Raw genomic sequence first — 17,897 nt, 5'->3', positions numbered from 1 at the left:
CATGCCGAACTTTGAACTGGAAGAGGAATACCAGGACCTCGTCGACACCGTGCGCGACTTCGCCGACGAGGTCATTGCCCCGGTCTCCGCGAAGCACGACGAGGAGCACAGTTTCCCCTACGAGATCGTCGCCCAGATGGGGCAGATGGGCCTCTTCGGCCTGCCGTTCCCCGAGGAGCACGGCGGGATGGGCGGCGACTACTTCGCGCTCTCCCTCGCGCTCGAGGAGATCGCCCGGGTCGACCAGTCCTGCGCGATCACGCTGGAGGCCGGCGTGTCCCTCGGCGCCATGCCGATCTACCGGTTCGGTACGGACGAGCAGAAGGCCAAGTGGCTGCCCAAGCTCGCCTCCGGCGAGGCGCTCGCCGGATTCGGCCTGACCGAGTCCGGGGCCGGGTCGGACGCGTCGGGCACGCGCACGACCGCCAAGCTGGAGAACGGCGAGTGGGTCATCAACGGCACCAAGGAGTTCATCACCAACTCCGGTACCGACATCACCCAGCACGTGACCGTGACCGCCGTGACCGGGACCAGCGAGCGCGAGGACGGGAGCGTCAAGAAGGAGATCTCCACGATCATCGTCCCCACCGATGCGGAGGGGTTCACTGCCGAGCCCGCCTACAACAAGGTCGGCTGGAATGCTTCCGATACGCACCCGCTGACGCTCAAGAACGTGCGCGTGCCCGAAGAGAACCTGCTCGGCGTCCGCGGCCGAGGCTACGCGAACTTCCTCTCCATCCTCGACGAGGGCCGCATCGCGATCGCGGCCCTGGCCACGGGGGCCGCGCAGGGTTGTGTCGACGAGTCCGTGCGCTACGCCAAGGAGCGCGAGCAGTTCGGGCGGAACATCGGCTCCAACCAGGCGATCGCGTTCAAGATCGCCCGCATGCAGACCCGCGCCCACACCGCCCGGCTCGCCTACTACAAGGCCGCCTCCAACATGCTGGCCGGCAAGCCCTTCAAGACGGAGGCCGCCATCGCCAAGCTCGTTGCCGGTGAGGCGGCCATGGACAACGCCCGCGACGCGACCCAGGTGTTCGGCGGGTACGGGTTCATGAACGAGTTCCTCGTCTCCCGCCACTACCGGGACTCCAAGATCCTCGAGATCGGCGAGGGCACGACAGAGGTCCAGCTCATGCTCATCGCCCGCGAGCTGGGGCTGTAGGCATGGGTGAGCAAACCGGGGCCCGGCGGTTCGAACAGCGCGGACGCTACCTCGACGAGCTCGAGGCCGGGGACGTGTACGTGCACAGCCCCGGCCGCACGATGACCGAGACCGACAACGTCCTGTTCACCACGATGACGATGAACACCCAGGCCCTGCACCTCGACGCCGCCTGGAGCGCCAAGCAGCCCCTCGGGGCCCGCCTCGTGAACTCGATGTTCACGCTCGCCACCCTCGTCGGCCAGTCGGTCGCCCAGGTCACCCAGGGCACGATCGTCGCCCAACTCGGCCTGAGCGACATCCGGTTCCCGGCGCCCCTCTTCCACGGCGACACGCTCTACACCGAGACGGAGATCGTCGAGGTGCGCCCGTCGTCGTCCCGTCCCGGGCAGGGCGTGGTCACGATGCGGCACACTGGCCGCAACCAGGACGGCACCGTCGTCGCGGAGGCCACGAGATCCTGTCTGATGTGGGAACGCGCCGCGCACGAGAAGGCGCTCGCCGGCGAGGTGCTGGCATGAGCGAGAGCTTCGGGCTCGGCCCGGCGATCCTGTTCTGCCCGGCGGACCGGCCCGAGCGGTACGCAAAGGCGCTCGAGCGGGCCGACGCCGTGATCGTCGACCTCGAGGACGCGGTGCTGCCGGACGCGCGGGCAGAAGCTCGCGCGCATGTCGTGGCCGCGGCCCTCGACCCCGAGCGGACCGTCCTGCGCGTGAACCCGGCTGGCACCGCCGACTTCGCCGCCGACATGAGTGCGCTCGAGACCTCCGGCCTGCGCTACGTCATGCTCGCCAAGACCGAGGCTCCCGACCAGGTCCGCGCGCTCGCCGGCTACCGTGTGATCGCCCTGGTCGAGACGGCGCTCGGCGTCGTCAACGCCGCCGCTATCGCCGCCGAGGAGAACGTCGTCGCCCTCATGTGGGGTGCCGAGGACCTCGTCGCCTCGCTCGGCGGGACGGCCAGCCGGTACGACGGCGGGGCGACGCCGGGTGCGTACCGTTCCGTGCCGGCGCAGGCCCGGGCGCAGGTCCGGCTCGCGGCGGGTGCGTTCGGGAAAGCGACGATCGACGCCGTCTACCTCGACGTGCGTGACCATGCGGGCCTCGCTGTCGAGGTCGAGGACGCCGTCGCGCAGGGCTTCGCCGCGACGGCGTGCATCCACCCCGGCCAGGCCGAGGTGATCCGCGCAGGCTACCGGCCGAGCATCGAGGAGATCGAGTGGGCCCGCGCCTTGCTGAGTGAGGCCGCGGAGAGCGCGGGTGCGTTCGTCTTCCGCGGGCAAATGGTCGACGAGGTGGTGCTGAAAAAGGCGAGGCTCATCATCGAGCGAGGGGCTTGACCAAATATAAATTGTGCGCAACTAAGTTGTGCGCTATGTTTAAAGCATGCCCGAAACCCCGGCCCGTGACCCGCTCTCCCTGGACGCGCAGCTCTGCTTCCCCGTGTATGCCTCGCAGCAGCGGATCGCAGCCGCCTACCGCGAGCTGCTGGCCCCGCTGTCGCTGACCTACCCGCAGTACCTTGTGCTGCTGGTCCTCTGGGAGTCAGACGGTGTCCTCGTGTCAGAGATCGGCGACCGCCTGCACCTGGACAGCGGGACCCTGTCGCCGCTGCTCAAGCGCATGGCCGCGGCCGGGCTCGTCGAGCGGCGCCGTGACGACGCCGACGAGCGCCGGGTCCGCATCCACCTCACCGAGGCTGGTGCCGCGCTGCGCCAACGGGCCGCGGGCATCCCGGCCGAACTCTTCGGCCGGCTCGGCCTCACGATCGACGAAGCCGAGCGATTGCGCGGCCTGCTCGCCAAGCTGTGCTCCTGACGCCCCGGCGTCACCACCCGAAAGGAAACCGCATGAACCCCCTCTACACTGCAGAAGCCCTCGCCGTCGGTGCCGGCCGCGACGGCCGCGTCACCACCCCCGACGGCCGGGTCGATCTCGACCTCGCCGTGCCCGCCGCGATGGGCGGATCCGGCAACGGCTCCAACCCGGAGCAGCTCTTCGCCGCCGGATATTCGGCCTGCTTCCACAGCGCACTGGCCCTCGCCGCACGCGAGCGCAAAGTCAAGATCGACGGGTCCAGCGTCGGCGCGCGCGTGCAGATCGGCAGCAACGACGACGGCGGCTTCGGTCTGGCCGTCACGCTGGAGGTCGTGATTCCCGACGTCGAGCCGGCACTGGCCCGTGAGCTCGCCGACCGCGCGCACGAGGTCTGCCCCTACTCCAACGCGACGCGCGGGAACATCGAGGTGGACGTTCAGGTCGGCGACGACTGACCCGATCCGCGCCGACCTGTGAGAACTCACAGGTCGGCGCGCGAGCCCGTGATGTGACACGGGGGCGCGGGTTTGGCAGATTGGGGTTGACTGACCTGAATCATGTGAAAGGACACCCGTGAAATCCCTAATAGGCGCCTTGGTTGGCTCCGTTCTCGCCGTGGTTGGCGGCGCTGAAGCGTACCTTGCCGTCGCCCCTCGTTTGCAGATGGCCGCGAGCATGGGGGAGATCCACCCGATCCCCGCACTGCTGATCCTCGGCGGGATCCCAGCGGTGGCTCTCGTTATCGCCGCCATTGCGCTCTACGCCGGCGGTCGCCCGAGCCGCTTGGCCGGATTTGTCGGCCTGCTCTCGACGATCCTGTGCGTGCTGTCCTACTACCTGACCAGCCCGCAGATCGGCTTCGAGCGCTTCAGCTACCATGCCACCGTCGTCGTCGGACTGGTCGTCGCCTACGGCTGGGCGATCGCCGTCGGGAGCGGCCGCGCCACCGGTGCGGCCAAACGAACCGCGTTGAGTGAGGACTCGGCGGCCTGAGCGCGTCTGGAAGAATGGCTCGGGTGAGTGAATCAACCTTCGCCTTCCCCCTGGACAGTCTCGAGGGCGCCAGCCCGCGCCGCGTCACCCTGATCGGATCGACCGGCTCCATCGGCACGCAGGGGCTTGAGGTCATCGCCGCCGCCCCCGACCGCTTCGAGGTCGCCGCGCTCTCCGGTGGCGCCAATATCGACCTCCTCGCCCGACAAGCGGTCGCGACCCGCGCCGAGGCCGTCGGCGCCGCCGCCGGGACCCTCGAGACCCTGGCGGACGCGATCGAATCCGCGGCTTCCGCAGCGGGCGTCGCGACCGCCGGGGCGGGCGGGTACCGCCCGGAGCTCTTCGCCGGGCCCGACGCCGCCGCGGCCATTGCCGGGTGGCCGGGCGCCGACGTCGTGCTGAACGGGATCACCGGATCCATCGGCCTGGCGCCGACCCTGGCCGCGCTGCGCGCCGGACACCTGCTGGCCCTCGCCAACAAGGAGTCGCTCATCGTCGGCGGCGCCCTGGTGAAGGACTGCGCCGCGCCCGGGCAGATCGTGCCCGTCGATTCCGAGCACTCCGCCCTCGCTCAGGCCCTGCGCTCCGGCGGCGCCGGGGAGGTGGCCCGGCTCATCGTGACCGCCTCCGGCGGCCCATTCCGCGGGCGCACCCGCGCCGAACTCGCGGCCGTCACGCCCGAGCAGGCGCTCGCCCACCCGACGTGGGACATGGGGCGGGTGGTCACCACGAACTCCGCGACGATGGTCAACAAGGCTCTCGAGGTCATCGAGGCCCACCTGCTCTTCGACGTCCCGCTCGAACGGATCGAGTCGGTGGTGCATCCGCAGTCCGTGATCCACTCCATGGTCGAGTTCGTCGACGGGTCGATCCTGGCGCAGGCCTCCCCGCCGGACATGAAACTGCCCATCGCGCTCGGGATCGGCTGGCCGCATCGAGTACCCGCCGCCGCGCGCCCCGTCGACTTCACCGCCGCCGCGGCCTGGACCTTCGAACCCCTCGACGAGGACACCTTCGGCGCGATCCGGCTCGCCAAGCAGGCCGCCTCCGCCTCCGACACCCACATGGCCGTCTACAACGCGGCGAACGAGGAGGCCGTCGAGGCCTTCCACGAACGCCGCATCGGCTTCCTCGACATCGTCGACACCGTCGACGCCGTGGTGGGGGAGTACGACGCCGCGGCGACGGCGGGCGCCGAGCTCACCGTGGAGGCCGTGCTCGCCGCCGAAGAATGGGCACGAAAAGCGGCCCGCGTTCGTTTGGGAGTGTTGTGAGCATTCTGTTGTTTGTTGCGGGCGTGTTGATCGTCCTGATCGGTATCGCGGTCTCCATCGCGCTGCACGAGGTCGGCCACCTCGTGCCGGCCAAGCTGTTCGGCGTGCGCGCCCCGCAGTACATGATCGGTTTCGGCCCGACGCTCTGGTCGAAGAAAAAGGGCGAGACCGAGTACGGCATCAAGGCCATTCCGCTCGGCGGCTACGTCGCCATGATCGGCATGTATCCGCCCGCGAAGGGCAAGGGCGACGTCGGGGCCACCGACCTCGGCGCCTCCGCGGCCGCGACGACCCGGCCGACGACCACGGGCGTCTTCCAGCAGCTGGCGGATGACGCGCGCCGCGCTTCGGCCGAGCAGTTGCAGCCCGGCGACGAGAACCGCATGTTCTACCAGCTGCCCGTCTACAAGCGCATCATCATCATGCTCGGCGGACCGCTCATGAACCTGATCATCGCTTTCGTGCTGCTCGCGATCCTCATCAGTGGCGTAGGCACCTACCAGAACACGGTCCGGCTCTCCGAGGTGCACCAGTGCGTGGTGCCCGCGGGCGAGCAGACCGAGCGGGCCGAGGCCGGCGACGTCTCCTGTGCGAGCGGCGACCCCGAGGCCCCGGCCTACGCGGCTGGCCTCCTGCCGGGCGACACGATCACCGAGTACGACGGCGTCGCAGTCGCCGAGTGGGACTGGATGCGGCTGACCGAGCTGATCCGCGCAACCGCCGGGGAAACCGTTCCGGTGACGTACGAGCGCGACGGTCAGACGCGCACCACGAGCATCACGCCGATGCTGACCGAGCGCCCCGAGCTCGACGCGATCGGCCGACCCGCCACGGGCGCCGACGGCGAGGTCAAGATGATCGAGGTCGGATTCGTCGGCATGGGCCCCGAGCAGCGGCTCATGACCCTGCCGATCACCGAGGTCCCGGGCAAGGTGGGCGAGAACATCAAGGCCGTGGCCGACGTCGTGCTGGACCTGCCGGCGCGCATGGTCGCGGTGGGCCGGGCCGCGTTCACGGATGCTCCGCGCGACGTGAACGGGCCGATCTCCGTCGTCGGCGTCGGCCGCATCGCCGGAGAGGTGTCGGCGATGGAGGAGATCCCGCTCCAGGATCGGGCGTCGACCCTCGTCGGGCTGATCGCCAGCCTGAACATCGCCCTCTTCGTCTTCAATCTGATCCCGCTGCTGCCGCTCGACGGCGGGCACGTCGCCGGTGCGCTCTGGGAGACGCTCCGGCGCGGCGTCGCGAAGCTCTTCAAGCGCAAGGATCCCGGGCCCGTGGATATCGCGAAGCTGCTCCCGGTGACCTACGTGGTCGCCGGGCTCCTGCTGACGATGGGCGTGCTGTTGATCTACGCGGACATCGTCAAGCCTGTCCAGCTCTTCTAACGCGCGCTCGCGGTCGATTCCTGCGGGTAGGTGAGACCGACCTGGGCGCGGATCTCATCGAGCGTGCCCATGATCTCGACGGTCTCGTCGATCTTCAGCTCCTCGCCCGCGAGGTCGCCGCTGGCGACGAAACGCTCGGCGGCCAGCGCCTGAAACTGCATGCCCCGCCCGTCGACCTCGGAGACGTACTGTTCGACGACGGCGCCATCGGGTCCGTAGTGGGTGAAGCTCGTGGGCGCGAACCAGATCGGATCGATCTCGATGCGCCCTGCGGTGCCGATAATCGAGGCGCGGTTGGGGCCGGCCGAACGGATCGAGGAGAGCGTCGTCGACACCGCGCCGGAGGCGTGCGTGAAAACCGTGGCGATCTCCGTGTCAGCCCCGGTATCGCCGAGTCGAGCGGACGCCTTGATCGTTTCCGGGCGGCCCAGGATGTCCCACGCGAACGAGACCGGGTAGACGCCCACGTCGAGCAGGGCGCCGCCGCCGAGGGACAGCGCGTTGAGCCGGTGCTCCGGGTCCGTCGGCAGCGACTGTGTGTGGTCCGTGGTGAGTGCCCTGATCTCGCCCAGCCCGCCGGCGTCGATGATCTGGTGAATGCGGATCATGTGGGGCAGGTAGCGCGTCCACATGGCCTCCAGCAGAAGCAGCCCGCGGGCGCGGGCGGTCTCGCGCAGGATGATTGCCTCCCGCTGATTGAGCGTGAACGGCTTCTCCACGAGGACGTGTTTGCCGTGTTCGAGGGCGAGCAGCGCGTTCTCGAAGTGCCATGGGTGCGGCGTGCCGACGTAGATGATGTCAACGCCGTCGTCGGCGGCGAGCTCCGCGTACGAGGCGTGCGCCCGCGGGATCGAGTGCTCGGCGGCGAACTCCTCCGCGGCGCCGGCGGAGCGTGAGCCGACGGCGGCCAGAGTCAGTCCGGCGGTCCGTGCGTCGCGTGCGAACATTCCCGAGATCCCGCCCGTGGCGAGGATCCCCCAGCGCAAAGAGGTCATGGGCGCGAATATATCACCGGCCTCCGCGGAGAGGGCCGGGTATCGCCCGCGCCAGCCGCGACTTATGATGGATCGATGACATAAGTCTGCCCCGGTGCCAGCCGACGGCGGACGGCGAGTGCGGTCGAAGACATGAGGTGTGGGGCGATGGCGGCAACGGAGCGGCGCAACTTCGGGATCTACGGGCCCGGAGACCTCTTTCAGCTGCTGCGGGACGGACGCCCGCGCACCCGGGCCGAACTCGTCGAGGCCACCGGCTTGGCGCGGACGACCGTCGCGTCCCGGATCGACGCGCTGCTGGCGTCGGGCCTGATCGGCCCCGCCGGAGAGGCGGCATCCTCCGGCGGGCGGCCGCCCGCGCGCTTCGTCTTCCGCGCCGAATCGCGGCTGATTCTCGCCGCCGATGTCGGCGGAGGGCATGCCAAGGTCGCGCTGGCCGACCTCGGAGGGAACATCTTGGCCCGGCACGCCGAATCCCGGCGCGTGAGCGACGGGCCCGAACTGATGCTCGGCTGGATCATCGAGACCGCCCTGGCCCTGCTGAGTGAGATCGGCCGCCGGGAGGACGAGCTCTCCGCGGTCGGCATCGGGCTGCCCGGGCCCGTCGAGTTCTCCAGTGGCCGGCCGAACAACCCGCCCATTATGCCCGGCTGGGACGGCTTCGACGTGCCCGGATGGTTCGCGACCCGATGGCCTGTTCCGGTCCTCGTCGACAACGACGTCAACGTGATGGCGCTCGGCGAGGTCTATGAACACTGGCATGAGTCGCAGGACGTGCTGTTCATCAAGATGGCGACCGGCATCGGCGCGGGGGTCATCTGCAGCGGCCGGCTCGAGCGGGGTTCCGAAGGGATCAGCGGCGACATCGGCCACGTCAAGGTGGCAGGCGACGAGATCGAGTGCCGCTGCGGAAACCGGGGTTGCCTGGAGGCGGTCGCCGCCGGTCCGGCGCTGGCTGCGGGGCTCCGCGCCGCGGGTCACGAGGCCGTGCGGACCTCCGCCGACGTGGTCGACCTCGCCGCCTCGGGCGATCTCGCGGCGATCCACGCCCTTCGCCAAGCGGGGCGCGACGTCGGTGAGGTGCTGGCGATGTGCGTCAACCTGCTCAACCCCTCCGTCGTCGTCTTCGGCGGTGCCCTGGCCCGGGCGGGGGACCAGCTCCTGGCCGGGGCGCGGGAGGTCGTCTACCGCCGGAGCCAGCCTTTGGCAACCCGTCGCCTGCGCATCGAGCCCTCACGGGCCGGCGCCGACGCGGGAATTCTCGGTGCCAGCCGGCTCGCGATCGACCACCTTCTCTCACCGCAGGTCATCGAGGACGATATCGCCGCCGGGCAGCCCGCCGGATAGCCTGCCATGCGCCGGGCCGGCGCAACCATTGACTCTCGTCGGCGTGCTGTGTCACGATACTTTTATCGGACACGCTACAAAAGTCTAGTGTGAGTGGTCATAAGTGACATGCCGGCCCTGCCCGGAGTCTCCGTCCGCCGACTCCTCAGCAGTCGGCGCAGCAACTACCAGGAAGGTTCCACCTTTTGAGCTCGGACAGCACCGCCCCCCTCAACGTCGGCGTCGTCGGCATCGGCTGGGCAGGTCAACAGCACCTCGCGGCCTACAAGAACAACCCGGACGTCCGCGTCGCCGCCCTGGCGGGGCAGGAGCCGGAGATGCTCGCGCAGCTCGAGGCGGAGTTCTCGATCCCCGCCACCTTCCAGAACTGGGAGGACATGCTCGCCTCCGCTGACCTAGACGCCGTGAGCATCGCTGTTCCCACGTTCCTGCATGAGCCCATCGCCGTCGCGGCCCTGGAGCAGGGCATCCACGTGCTCAGCGAGAAGCCGATCGCCCGCAATACCGCGGAGGGCCAGCGCATGGTCGACGCCGCGCGCAAGGCGGGACGCGTCCTCGACGTCGCGTTCAACCACCGCCGGCGCGGGGACATCAAGGCTCTCGGCGGGATCATCGACGGCGGGGAGCTCGGCCGGCCGTACTACGCCAAGGCCGCGTGGTTGCGACGTCGGGGCATCCCGACCCTGGGCAGCTGGTTCACCAACCCGGAGCTCGCCGGCGGCGGACCGCTGATCGACATCGGGGTGCACGTGCTGGACTACGCCCTGCACCTGCTCGGTGAACCCGGGGTCATCTCGGTGAGTGCCTCGACCTTCTCCGAACTCGGGCCGCGCGGGCTCGGCGGTGGCATGCGCTACAACGCGAGCGGGACGAGCCACAAGTACGACGTCGAGGACTTCTCCTCGGCCTTCCTGCGCCTGGACAACGGGGCGACCCTGGTTATCGAAGCCGGCTGGGCCAGCTACCGGGCGGCGGAGGACGAGATCAACTTCACCGTCCTCGGCACCGAGGGCGGCGCCGAGCTGCGTGTCGTCGGCAACCCCAGCCCGGAGATCGGCGAGATCCGTGTGTTCAAAGACCAGGACGAGGACGTCGCCGACTACGAACTCGCCGCGAACCCCGGCGGCGCGCACCAGGAGGTCGTGGATGACTTCGTGCGCATCGTCCTCGCGGGCGAGGAGGAATGGGCCAAGCATGACGGCTCCATTGCGCTGAACCGCGCTCGGATCATCGACGCCTGCTACGAATCCGCCCGCGATCAGAAGGAAGTGCGACTGGCATGAGCAAGCCCCTGCGGATTCTGGTCTGGAATGAAGGCGTGCACGAAGCGCGCAACACTCCTGAACACATCAACGACATCTACCCCGACGGCATGCACGGTGCCATCGCCGAGGGCCTGCGCGCCCTGCTGCCGGACGCCGAGGTGTCCACGGCGACGCTGGCCTCGGACGACGAGCACGGGTTGAGCGAGGCGGTGCTGGCGGAGACGGACGTTCTGCTCTGGTGGGGGCACATCGCCCACGACGAGGTGCGCGACGACGTCGTCGAACGCGTCCAGCGCCACGTGCACGGCGGCATGGGCCTGCTCGTGCTGCACTCGGGGCACTTCTCCAAGATCTTCATCCGGCTGCTCGGCACGACGTGCTCGCTCAAGTGGCGCAACGAAGGCGAGCGGGAGCTGGTCTGGAACGTCAAGCCGTCCCACCCGATCACGGAGGGGGTGCCGCAGCCGATCGTCATCGACGAGCAGGAGATGTACGGCGAGTTCTTCGACATCCCCGACCCCGACGACCTGATTTTCGTCAGCTCGTTCGCAGGTGGCGAGATCTTCCGCTCCGGCGTGACGTTCACTCGCGGCGCGGGCCGGATCTTCTACTTCAGCCCCGGCGACCAGGATTACCCGGTCTACTACCACGACGACGTCCGGCGGGTCCTCGCCAACGGCGTGCAGTGGGCGGCCCAGCCGGGACGGGTCCGCGCGCAGCCGGAGGTCTCCAACCCCGCGCGCGGCTGGTTCGAGGGGTAGGGGTATGAGCGGGAACTCCGTGAAGAGCGTGCGCGTCGGGATCATCGGCGGTGGGTTCATGGCCCGGACGCACGCGGCCGCGGCGCGCGCCGCCGGCGCCCACGTGGCCGCCGTGGCGTCGTCGTCCCCCGAACGCACCCGGCAGGCGGCGGCCGCCTTCGGCGTCGACCCGGCCGAGAGCGTGCGGCAGCTGATCGAGGCGGTCGACGTCGTGCACATCACCTCCCCGAACGCGCTGCACGCCGAGCACGCACTGGCCGCGCTCGAGGCCGGCAAGCACGTCGTGTGCGAGAAGCCGTTGGCCACGGACCCGGCGACGGCGGCCGAGCTGGCTGCGGCCGCCGAGGAGGCCGGCGTCGTGGCTACCGTGCCGTTCGTCTACCGGTTCCACCCCATGGCGCGGCAGGCCCGCGCGCACGCCGCCGCGAGCGGACTGGGGCGGCTGCTCACGGTGCGCGGCGCCTACCTGCAGGACTGGATGCTGGACCCGCAGGAGACCAACTGGCGGGTCGATGCGGCCGCAGGAGGCCCGTCCCGGGCCTTCGGCGACATCGGCTCGCATCTGGTGGACCTGACCGAGTTCATTGCGGGGGAGCGGATCGTCCGCCTGAACGCGGCGACCTCCCGGGCCTTCGCCGAGCGGGACAGCACGGCAGTGGAGACCGAGGACGCGGCGGTGCTCACGGTCGAGACGGCCTCCGGGGCCGTCGGCAGCCTCATGGTCTCCCAGGTCAACGCCGGGCGGAAGAACGCGTTGACCCTCGAGCTCGCCGGCACGGACTCGTCCGTCGAGTTCGTGCAGGAGCGGCCGGACGAACTCTGGATCGGCGGGGCCTCATCCTCCCGCATCCTCTCCCGCGACGCGGCCGTGCTGGCCCCCGACGCGGCTCGGCTGTGCACGGTGCCGGCCGGGCATCCGATGGGCTACGTGGACGCGTTCGCGGCGTTCGCTCGGGACACCTACGCGGCGATCGCCGGCGACGCCCCGGACGGGCTGCCGACGTTCGACGACGGCGCGCGCGCCAACCGGCTCACCGCGGCCGTGCTCGATTCCGCGGCGAGCGGGGTTTGGGTGGACACCAGGGACTAGCCGCGGCGCCGTCGTGGCGTCTTCCGAACAGTCGATCAACGAGAAAGACAACTCTGAACGAGGAGATCATGACCAACGCATCCCATCCCGTGACACTGTTCACCGGCCAGTGGGCCGACATGCCCTTCGAGGAGGTCGCCCGCCGCGCCGCCGAGTGGGGCTACGACGGGCTCGAGATCGCCGCCTCCGGCGACCACCTGGACCTCAAGCGCGCCGACGAGGACGACGCCTACGCCACGTCCCGTCTGGAGATCCTCGAGAAGTACGGTCTGAAGGTCTGGGCGATCTCCAATCACCTGGGCGGCCAGGCGGTATGCGATGACCCGATCGATTTCCGCCACGAGGCGATCCTGCGCGACTACGTGTGGGGCGACGGCGACGCCGAGGGCGTGCGGGCCCGAGCCGCCGAGGATATGAAGCGCTCGGCCAGGGTCGCGCGCAAGCTGGGCGCCGACGTCGTCGTGGGGTTCACGGGTTCGAAGATCTGGCAGTACGTGGCGATGTTCCCGCCAGTGCCGGCCGAGGTGATCGATGCCGGCTACCAGGATTTCGCGGACCGCTGGAACCCGATCATGGACGTGTTCGACGACGAAGGGGTGAAATTCGCGCTCGAGGTGCACCCGTCGGAGATCGCCTACGACCACTGGACCACCGTGAACACGCTCGAGGCCATCGGACACCGCGAAGCGTTCGGGTTGAACTGGGACCCGAGCCACATGTTCTGGCAGGGCATCGACCCGGTCGGTTTCATCACCGACTTCGCCGACCGGATCTACCACGTGGACTGCAAGGACACCCGAGTGCGCCCGCACACCGGGCGCAGCGGCATCCTGGGCTCCCACCTGCCGTGGGGCGACCCGCGTCGGCGCTGGGACTTCGTCTCGACCGGGCACGGGGACATCCCGTGGGAGGACGCGTTCCGCGCGCTCGGACACATCGGGTACGAGGGGCCGATCTCGATCGAATGGGAGGACGCCGGCATGGACCGGCTGCACGGCGCGGCCGAGGCCGTCGGCCGGATCCGGAACCTGCTCTGGAAGCGGCCGGAGGCCTCGTTCGACGCGGCCTTCTCCAACCAGTAGGCCCGCCCGCAACGCCCCGTGACGCATCGCCACCCTGGGCGGCGCGTCACGGGGCGCTCTCGCGTGTCCGGGGCGGCGTCAGGGGAGGTCTGCCGCCATGGCCTCGATGCTGGACGGCCGCAGGGCGTGGTGGGCCGCGAGCATGCTGGCCCCGCGCAGCCCCGCGTTGTCCTTGGCCCGCGACGGCCGGATCTCGAGGTATTGCGTCGCCAGCGGCATCGTTCGTTGATACACGACCTCGCGGACCCCTGCCAGCAGGTGTTCACCGGCCGCGGCCATCCGGCCGCCGACGGCGATGACGGACGGGTTGAGAAAGCTGATACTCGCGGCGAGAACCTCCCCGAGGTCGCGGCCGGCCTGACGAACGGCGTGAATGGCCGGCATGCTGCCGGCGTCGACGAGGCGGACGACGTCGTTGCTCGTCGCGGCGTCGAGACCTTGGGCGCGCAGCGCAGCCGCCACTGGGGGTCCGGCCGCGAGGGCTTCGAGACAGCCCTCGTTCCCGCAGTGGCAGAAGACCCCGTCGCCGCGGCGGATCCGCACGTGGCCGATGTCGCCCGCGGTGCCCTGGGCACCGCGCTGAAGCTGGCCGCCGGAGACGATGCCGGCGCCGATACCTGTGGCGACCTTGACGAAGAGGAAGTGTTCCGGGGGCTGTTCCAGCCGGCCGTATTCGCCGAGGGCCATGAGGTTCACGTCGTTGTCGACCAGGACGGCGGCGTCCAGATGGCGCCGGAACCAGGCCGGAACGTCGAACCTGTCCCACCCCGGCATGATCGGAGGCTTCGACGGGCGACCCGTTTCGAAGTGGACGGGCCCCGGCACTCCGACCCCGATGGCGATGACGTCGGCGCGGGCGCGCCCGATCTCGCCCAGCAGCCCGTCAGCGAGGCGTAGCGCCGCGGCAAGGACCGGCTCCGGGCCGTCCGCGATGTCGATGCGTGCCTGCTCGCGCGCGAGCTGGCGCCCGGTCAGGTCCGTGAGGGCGGCGCGCAGGTGGCTCGCCCCGAGGTCCACGGCGAGAATCAGCCGCGCTTCCGGGATGAGCGCCACGCGTCGCGGCGGCCGCCCTCCGGTCGATGCGCCGGCCGCGGCGGGGCCGACGAGGCCCAGCGCGGCGAGGGTGTCCAGCCGGTCCCCGACCGTGGAACGGGCCATTCCGGTCAGGGCGGCCAGCTCCGTCCGGCTGCGGGGGACCCCGTCCCGGAGCAGCTGCAGGACGTCGCTCGCGCCCGCTCTCAGGGGGGCGCTTTGGAGCGCGTCGACGGTGGTCCGGTCTGGCATGGATCCAAGTCAACCACAGTGATGTGCGGCTGCCTCCGACGCTTATGAAAAGTTTCGACAGACTTCTGTTGACCTCCGCCAAAAGTCGGCTTACGCTTCAATGTGTCGGCGCTCACACGAGTGTCGGCCCACCACACTTCCACAGGAGACATGCATGACGTCCAGCACGCTGTCCGTTCAGCTCTACACCGTTCGGGACCACGTCGCCGCCGATCTTCCGCAGACCCTCGAACGCCTGGCTCGGATCGGGTTCACGCGCGTCGAACCGTATGACTTCGTGGCCCGGGCCGATGAGCTCGCCCGGTCGCTGACGGAGCACGGCTTGACCGCCCCGACCGCCCACGCGCCGCTGCTCTCCACGGATCAGGACGCGGTCCTCACGGCGGCGAAGCGCCTCGGCATCGAGACCGTCATCGACCCGTACATCCCCGCCGAGTTCTGGCAGGACGCGGCGTCCGTCCGCGAGACCGCCGAGAAGCTCAACGCCGCCGCGAAGAAGGCGGCCGAATACGGCATCCGCGTCGGCTACCACAACCACGACTGGGAGATCTCGAGCCGAATCGAGGGTGTGACCGCACTCGAGTACCTGGCCGCACACCTCGATCCCGAGGTTGTCCTCGAGGTCGACACGTACTGGGCCGCCGTCGGCGGCGAGGACGTTCTCGCACTTCTCCAGCGGCTCGGCAACCGCGTGGTGGCTCTGCACGTCAAGGACGGTCCGCGCTCCAAAAACAACAAGGAACAGGTGGCGGTCGGAAGCGGCTCCATGCCTGTCGACGAGATCATCGCGGCGACCGACGGTCTGCTGCACGTTGTCGAACTCGACGATTTCAACGGGGAGATCTTCGACGCTGTCGCCGACAGCCACGCCTACCTGACCAAGTGAGACCCCACCGAGAGGAACAGAACGTCGTGACAACTCAGATCAAGCGAACGGGTGTCGGCGTCGTCGGCGCCGGTACCATCAGCGACCAGTACTTGGAGAACCTGACCGTTTTCCCCGACCTCGAGGTGCTGTTCATCGCGGACCTCGACACGGCCCGGGCGGCCGCGCAGGCCGAGAAGTGGGGTGTCGCCGCGTCGGGGACGTACGAGGAGCTGCTGGAGCGCGACGACGTTGAGATCGTCGTCAACCTGACGATCCCCGCCGTGCACGTCGAGGTGGCGCTGAAGGCCGTCGAAGCCGGAAAGCACGTGTGGGGCGAGAAGCCGTACGCGCTGGATCTAGAGTCCGGCCGGGTGCTGCTGGAGGCCGCGGAGGCGAAGGGCGTGCGCGTCGCCGTCGCACCGGACACATTCCTCGGTGCCGGCATCCAGACCGGACTGCGCCAGATCGCGTCCGGCGCCATCGGCGCCCCGATGACCGCGCTCGCGCTCTTCCAGGCACCCGGGCCCGAGGCCTGGCACCCGAGCCCCGAGTTCCTGTTCGCCCGCGGCGCGGGTCCGCTCTTCGACCTCGGCCCGTACTACTTGACGACGCTCGTCCAGATCTTCGGGCCCGTCTCCCGCGTGGCAGCCATCGGCTCACGCTCTCGCGAGACCCGCGTGATCGGTTCCGGGCCCAAGGCCGGAACGGAGTTCCCCGTCGAGGTGCCGACGCACGTCAGCGCGCTCCTGAGCTTTGCCTCCGGGGCGAGCGCCCAGTGCGTCTTCAGCTTCGACTCGAAGCTCGTGCGGATGGGCTTCGTCGAGATCGCGGGCACCGAAGGCACCGTGGCACTCCCGGATCCCAACAACTTCGACGGCGACACTGTCGTGCACACCGGAGGCGAGGAGCCCGTCGTCGTACCGGCCGAGGGCTCGACCTACACGCGCGGCACCGGAGTGCTCGAGCTCGCCCAGGCGATCCGCGAGGGCCGGCGCGAACGCGTGCCAGGAGAACTCGCCTTCCACGTGCTCGACGTCATGGTCTGTCTGGCTGAGGCCGCCGACACGGGCGGATTTGTCGAGGTGACCTCCACGGTCGAGCCATCGGCTCCGTTGGATCCGACGTGGGACCCGGCACAGCAAACCGTGGGCGCGGCGCAGCCCGCGCAGTAGTTCAGCAGCAGCCCAGCACCAACATCATTCGACACTCAACGACGAGGAAGAGAAGCACCATGAAGACATTCAAGAAACTGGCAGCGGCCGCGGCAATCGGCGCGCTCGGATTGAGTCTGGCCGCCTGCGGCGGTTCCGACGACGGCGCGGTCGAGGGCGAGGTGGGTGGCACGATCAAGTACTGGGCGACCAACCAGGGAACCTCCGTCTCCCACGACGAGGAAGTCCTCGCCGAGTCGATCGAACGCTTCACCGAGGAGACCGGCGTCGAGGTGGATCTTGAAGTCATCCCGTGGAGCGACCTCTACAACCGGATTCTTACGGCCGTCTCCAGTGGCGAAGGCCCCGACGTCCTGAACATCGGCAACACGTGGGCGGTCTCGCTCCAGTCCTCCGGCGCGTTCATGCCGTGGGAGGGCGAGGCGCTCGAAGCGATCGGCGGCGAGGAGCGTTTCGTCGGTTCCAGCTGGGCCACTGGCGGTGCCGAGGGCGAGGCCCCGACGTCGGTTCCGCTCTACGCACTCAGCTACTCGCTCTACTACAACACCGAGATGTTCGCCGATGCCGGCATCGACGCGCCACCGGCCACCTGGGAGGAGTTCGTCGACGTCGCCCAGCAGCTGACCCTGGACACGGACGACGACGGCGAGACCGACCAGTGGGGCGTCTCCCTCGCGGGCTCGAGCATCTCGAACAACTCGCACGCGGCGTTCATCCGCGGCCTGCAGCACGGCGGCGAGCTCTACGACGCGGAAGGCAATCCCGACTTCGGCAACGACGGCGTCGTCGCCGGCGTCAACGAGTGGATCCAGCTGATGGGGGAGAACGGCGTTGTCTCGCCGTCGAACGCGGAGCTCGTCAACGGCGTCGAGATGGTCGAGGAGTTCGCCGCCGGCAACGCGGCCATGTTCTTCGATCAGGCCCCGGGCAAGGTGCTCTCGGCCCGTGACATGGAGGACTACCAGGCGGCTCCCGTGCCGATGGTGACCGGGGACGCCACTGGGCTCGAGGGCACGCAGAGCCATGTGGCCGGCATCAACATCTCGATCTTCGAGAACTCGGACAACAAGGCGTCCGCACTCGAGTTCGTCAAGCACCTCACGAGCGACGAGGAGCAGGTCTACCTGAACTCCGAGTACTCGTCGCTGCCGGCCATCACGTCGGCCTACGACGACGAGGCGTTCCAGTCCGAGGAGATCCAGCTCAAGAAGGAGATCCTCGCGGATCACGCCCAGCCGATGCCGCTCTACCCGAGCGAGGGACAGATGGAAACCCTCGTGGGCACGGCCGTCAAGGATCTCTTCGCGCGGGTCGCACAGGGACAGGACGTCACCGAAGAAGACGTGCGCAAGGCCCTCGAGAACGCCAGCTCGCAGATGACGGCCGCCGGATAACG

At 69.4% G+C, this 17,897-nt stretch carries 18 protein-coding genes; 16 read left to right on the top strand and 2 right to left on the bottom strand.

All coding sequences use genetic code 11. The annotated features are described in order from the left end of the window. The first annotated feature begins 1 nt into the window (after position 1). The 8 genes from EV380_RS07475 to EV380_RS07440 all read left to right on the top strand — a co-directional run bounded on the left by EV380_RS07475 (position 2) and on the right by EV380_RS07440 (position 6,637). Complete coding sequence (locus EV380_RS07475; protein ID WP_102158552.1) at positions 2 to 1,165, top strand: acyl-CoA dehydrogenase family protein; 1,164 nt, start codon at positions 2 to 4, stop codon at positions 1,163 to 1,165. 2 nt (positions 1,166 to 1,167) lie between these two features. Beyond that, the gene (locus EV380_RS07470; RefSeq protein ID WP_130450408.1) at positions 1,168 to 1,686 is read left to right on the top strand and encodes a MaoC family dehydratase; all 519 of its coding nucleotides are present in this window, start codon (positions 1,168 to 1,170) and stop codon (positions 1,684 to 1,686) included. Next, positions 1,683 to 2,504, top strand: coding sequence for an HpcH/HpaI aldolase/citrate lyase family protein (locus EV380_RS07465; protein ID WP_130450406.1), 822 nt, complete (start codon positions 1,683 to 1,685; stop codon positions 2,502 to 2,504). Before EV380_RS07470 ends, EV380_RS07465 begins: the two co-directional genes overlap by 4 nt. A gap of 46 nt (positions 2,505 to 2,550) precedes the next feature. After that, the gene (locus EV380_RS07460) at positions 2,551 to 2,982 is read left to right on the top strand and encodes a MarR family winged helix-turn-helix transcriptional regulator (protein WP_102158549.1); all 432 of its coding nucleotides are present in this window, start codon (positions 2,551 to 2,553) and stop codon (positions 2,980 to 2,982) included. Positions 2,983 to 3,014: 32 nt separating this feature from the next. Next, positions 3,015 to 3,437 carry an organic hydroperoxide resistance protein gene (locus EV380_RS07455; protein ID WP_130450404.1) on the top strand — a complete coding sequence of 141 codons (423 nt, stop codon included), beginning with the start codon at positions 3,015 to 3,017 and terminating at the stop codon, positions 3,435 to 3,437. 118 nt (positions 3,438 to 3,555) lie between these two features. Continuing rightward, complete coding sequence (locus tag EV380_RS07450) at positions 3,556 to 3,975, top strand: hypothetical protein (RefSeq protein WP_130450402.1); 420 nt, start codon at positions 3,556 to 3,558, stop codon at positions 3,973 to 3,975. Positions 3,976 to 3,989: 14 nt separating this feature from the next. Then, positions 3,990 to 5,249 (top strand): 1-deoxy-D-xylulose-5-phosphate reductoisomerase, encoded by a 1,260-nt coding sequence (gene dxr, locus EV380_RS07445; RefSeq protein ID WP_130450400.1) that lies wholly within the window; start codon positions 3,990 to 3,992, stop codon positions 5,247 to 5,249. Beyond that, complete coding sequence (locus EV380_RS07440) at positions 5,207 to 6,637, top strand: M50 family metallopeptidase (RefSeq protein ID WP_130450398.1); 1,431 nt, start codon at positions 5,207 to 5,209, stop codon at positions 6,635 to 6,637. Before dxr ends, EV380_RS07440 begins: the two co-directional genes overlap by 43 nt. On the opposite strand, the gene EV380_RS07435 is transcribed toward EV380_RS07440, so the two are convergent. Further along, positions 6,634 to 7,632 carry a Gfo/Idh/MocA family protein gene (locus EV380_RS07435; RefSeq protein ID WP_130450396.1) on the bottom strand — a complete coding sequence of 333 codons (999 nt, stop codon included), beginning with the start codon at positions 7,630 to 7,632 and terminating at the stop codon, positions 6,634 to 6,636. The genes EV380_RS07440 and EV380_RS07435 overlap by 4 nt on opposite strands. Before the next feature lie 147 nt (positions 7,633 to 7,779). On the opposite strand from EV380_RS07435, the gene EV380_RS07430 reads away from it, so the two are divergent. From EV380_RS07430 to EV380_RS07410, 5 genes are all read left to right on the top strand, one after another. After that, positions 7,780 to 8,979, top strand: coding sequence for an ROK family transcriptional regulator (locus EV380_RS07430; protein ID WP_242607534.1), 1,200 nt, complete (start codon positions 7,780 to 7,782; stop codon positions 8,977 to 8,979). Positions 8,980 to 9,164: 185 nt separating this feature from the next. After that, entirely contained in the window at positions 9,165 to 10,262 is a 1,098-nt protein-coding gene (locus EV380_RS07425; RefSeq protein ID WP_130450392.1) for a Gfo/Idh/MocA family protein, read from the top strand. Beyond that, positions 10,259 to 11,005 (top strand): ThuA domain-containing protein, encoded by a 747-nt coding sequence (locus EV380_RS07420; protein WP_102158541.1) that lies wholly within the window; start codon positions 10,259 to 10,261, stop codon positions 11,003 to 11,005. Before EV380_RS07425 ends, EV380_RS07420 begins: the two co-directional genes overlap by 4 nt. Positions 11,006 to 11,009: 4 nt before the next feature. After that, the gene (locus tag EV380_RS07415; protein ID WP_130450390.1) at positions 11,010 to 12,095 is read left to right on the top strand and encodes a Gfo/Idh/MocA family protein; all 1,086 of its coding nucleotides are present in this window, start codon (positions 11,010 to 11,012) and stop codon (positions 12,093 to 12,095) included. Between the two features lie 68 nt (positions 12,096 to 12,163). Further along, positions 12,164 to 13,177, top strand: a complete 1,014-nt coding sequence (locus EV380_RS07410; RefSeq protein WP_165391908.1) for a sugar phosphate isomerase/epimerase family protein — start codon at positions 12,164 to 12,166, stop codon at positions 13,175 to 13,177. Between the two features lie 78 nt (positions 13,178 to 13,255). Here the strand turns inward: EV380_RS07410 and EV380_RS07405 are convergent, their stop codons facing one another. Beyond that, positions 13,256 to 14,461 (bottom strand): ROK family transcriptional regulator, encoded by a 1,206-nt coding sequence (locus EV380_RS07405; protein WP_102158539.1) that lies wholly within the window; start codon positions 14,459 to 14,461, stop codon positions 13,256 to 13,258. A 154-nt stretch (positions 14,462 to 14,615) separates the two neighbouring features. Here EV380_RS07405 and EV380_RS07400 point away from each other — a divergent pair, with 154 nt between their 5' ends. Genes EV380_RS07400 through EV380_RS07390 form a run of 3 tightly spaced genes read left to right on the top strand, consistent with a single transcriptional unit; the run spans position 14,616 to position 17,895 of the window. Then, on the top strand, positions 14,616 to 15,347 hold the full coding sequence (locus tag EV380_RS07400) for a sugar phosphate isomerase/epimerase family protein (protein ID WP_130450388.1): 732 nt from the start codon (positions 14,616 to 14,618) through the stop codon (positions 15,345 to 15,347). Positions 15,348 to 15,373: 26 nt separating this feature from the next. After that, complete coding sequence (locus EV380_RS07395; RefSeq protein ID WP_102158537.1) at positions 15,374 to 16,501, top strand: Gfo/Idh/MocA family protein; 1,128 nt, start codon at positions 15,374 to 15,376, stop codon at positions 16,499 to 16,501. Between the two features lie 59 nt (positions 16,502 to 16,560). Further along, positions 16,561 to 17,895 (top strand): ABC transporter substrate-binding protein, encoded by a 1,335-nt coding sequence (locus EV380_RS07390; protein WP_130450386.1) that lies wholly within the window; start codon positions 16,561 to 16,563, stop codon positions 17,893 to 17,895. Positions 17,896 to 17,897 lie beyond the last annotated feature (2 nt).

The sequence above is a fragment of the Zhihengliuella halotolerans genome (assembly GCF_004217565.1).
Taxonomy (GTDB): domain Bacteria; phylum Actinomycetota; class Actinomycetes; order Actinomycetales; family Micrococcaceae; genus Zhihengliuella; species Zhihengliuella halotolerans.
Note: the sequence above shows the minus strand (reverse complement) of the source record. Positions and strands in the feature narration are given on the sequence as shown.

Excerpts from the sequence above, each read along its gene's own strand:
- EV380_RS07475 (WP_102158552.1), top strand. The coding sequence starts at position 2 with ATGCCGAACTTTGAACTGGAAGAGGAATACCAGGACCTCGTCGACACC.
- EV380_RS07470 (WP_130450408.1), top strand. The coding sequence starts at position 1,168 with ATGGGTGAGCAAACCGGGGCCCGGCGGTTCGAACAGCGCGGACGCTAC.
- EV380_RS07465 (WP_130450406.1), top strand. The coding sequence starts at position 1,683 with ATGAGCGAGAGCTTCGGGCTCGGCCCGGCGATCCTGTTCTGCCCGGCG.
- EV380_RS07460 (WP_102158549.1), top strand. The coding sequence starts at position 2,551 with ATGCCCGAAACCCCGGCCCGTGACCCGCTCTCCCTGGACGCGCAGCTC.
- EV380_RS07455 (WP_130450404.1), top strand. The coding sequence starts at position 3,015 with ATGAACCCCCTCTACACTGCAGAAGCCCTCGCCGTCGGTGCCGGCCGC.
- dxr (WP_130450400.1), top strand. The coding sequence starts at position 3,990 with ATGGCTCGGGTGAGTGAATCAACCTTCGCCTTCCCCCTGGACAGTCTC.
- EV380_RS07440 (WP_130450398.1), top strand. The coding sequence starts at position 5,207 with ATGGGCACGAAAAGCGGCCCGCGTTCGTTTGGGAGTGTTGTGAGCATT.
- EV380_RS07435 (WP_130450396.1), bottom strand. The coding sequence starts at position 7,632 with ATGACCTCTTTGCGCTGGGGGATCCTCGCCACGGGCGGGATCTCGGGA.
- EV380_RS07430 (WP_242607534.1), top strand. The coding sequence starts at position 7,780 with ATGGCGGCAACGGAGCGGCGCAACTTCGGGATCTACGGGCCCGGAGAC.
- EV380_RS07420 (WP_102158541.1), top strand. The coding sequence starts at position 10,259 with ATGAGCAAGCCCCTGCGGATTCTGGTCTGGAATGAAGGCGTGCACGAA.
- EV380_RS07415 (WP_130450390.1), top strand. The coding sequence starts at position 11,010 with ATGAGCGGGAACTCCGTGAAGAGCGTGCGCGTCGGGATCATCGGCGGT.
- EV380_RS07410 (WP_165391908.1), top strand. The coding sequence starts at position 12,164 with ATGACCAACGCATCCCATCCCGTGACACTGTTCACCGGCCAGTGGGCC.
- EV380_RS07405 (WP_102158539.1), bottom strand. The coding sequence starts at position 14,461 with ATGCCAGACCGGACCACCGTCGACGCGCTCCAAAGCGCCCCCCTGAGA.
- EV380_RS07400 (WP_130450388.1), top strand. The coding sequence starts at position 14,616 with ATGACGTCCAGCACGCTGTCCGTTCAGCTCTACACCGTTCGGGACCAC.
- EV380_RS07390 (WP_130450386.1), top strand. The coding sequence starts at position 16,561 with ATGAAGACATTCAAGAAACTGGCAGCGGCCGCGGCAATCGGCGCGCTC.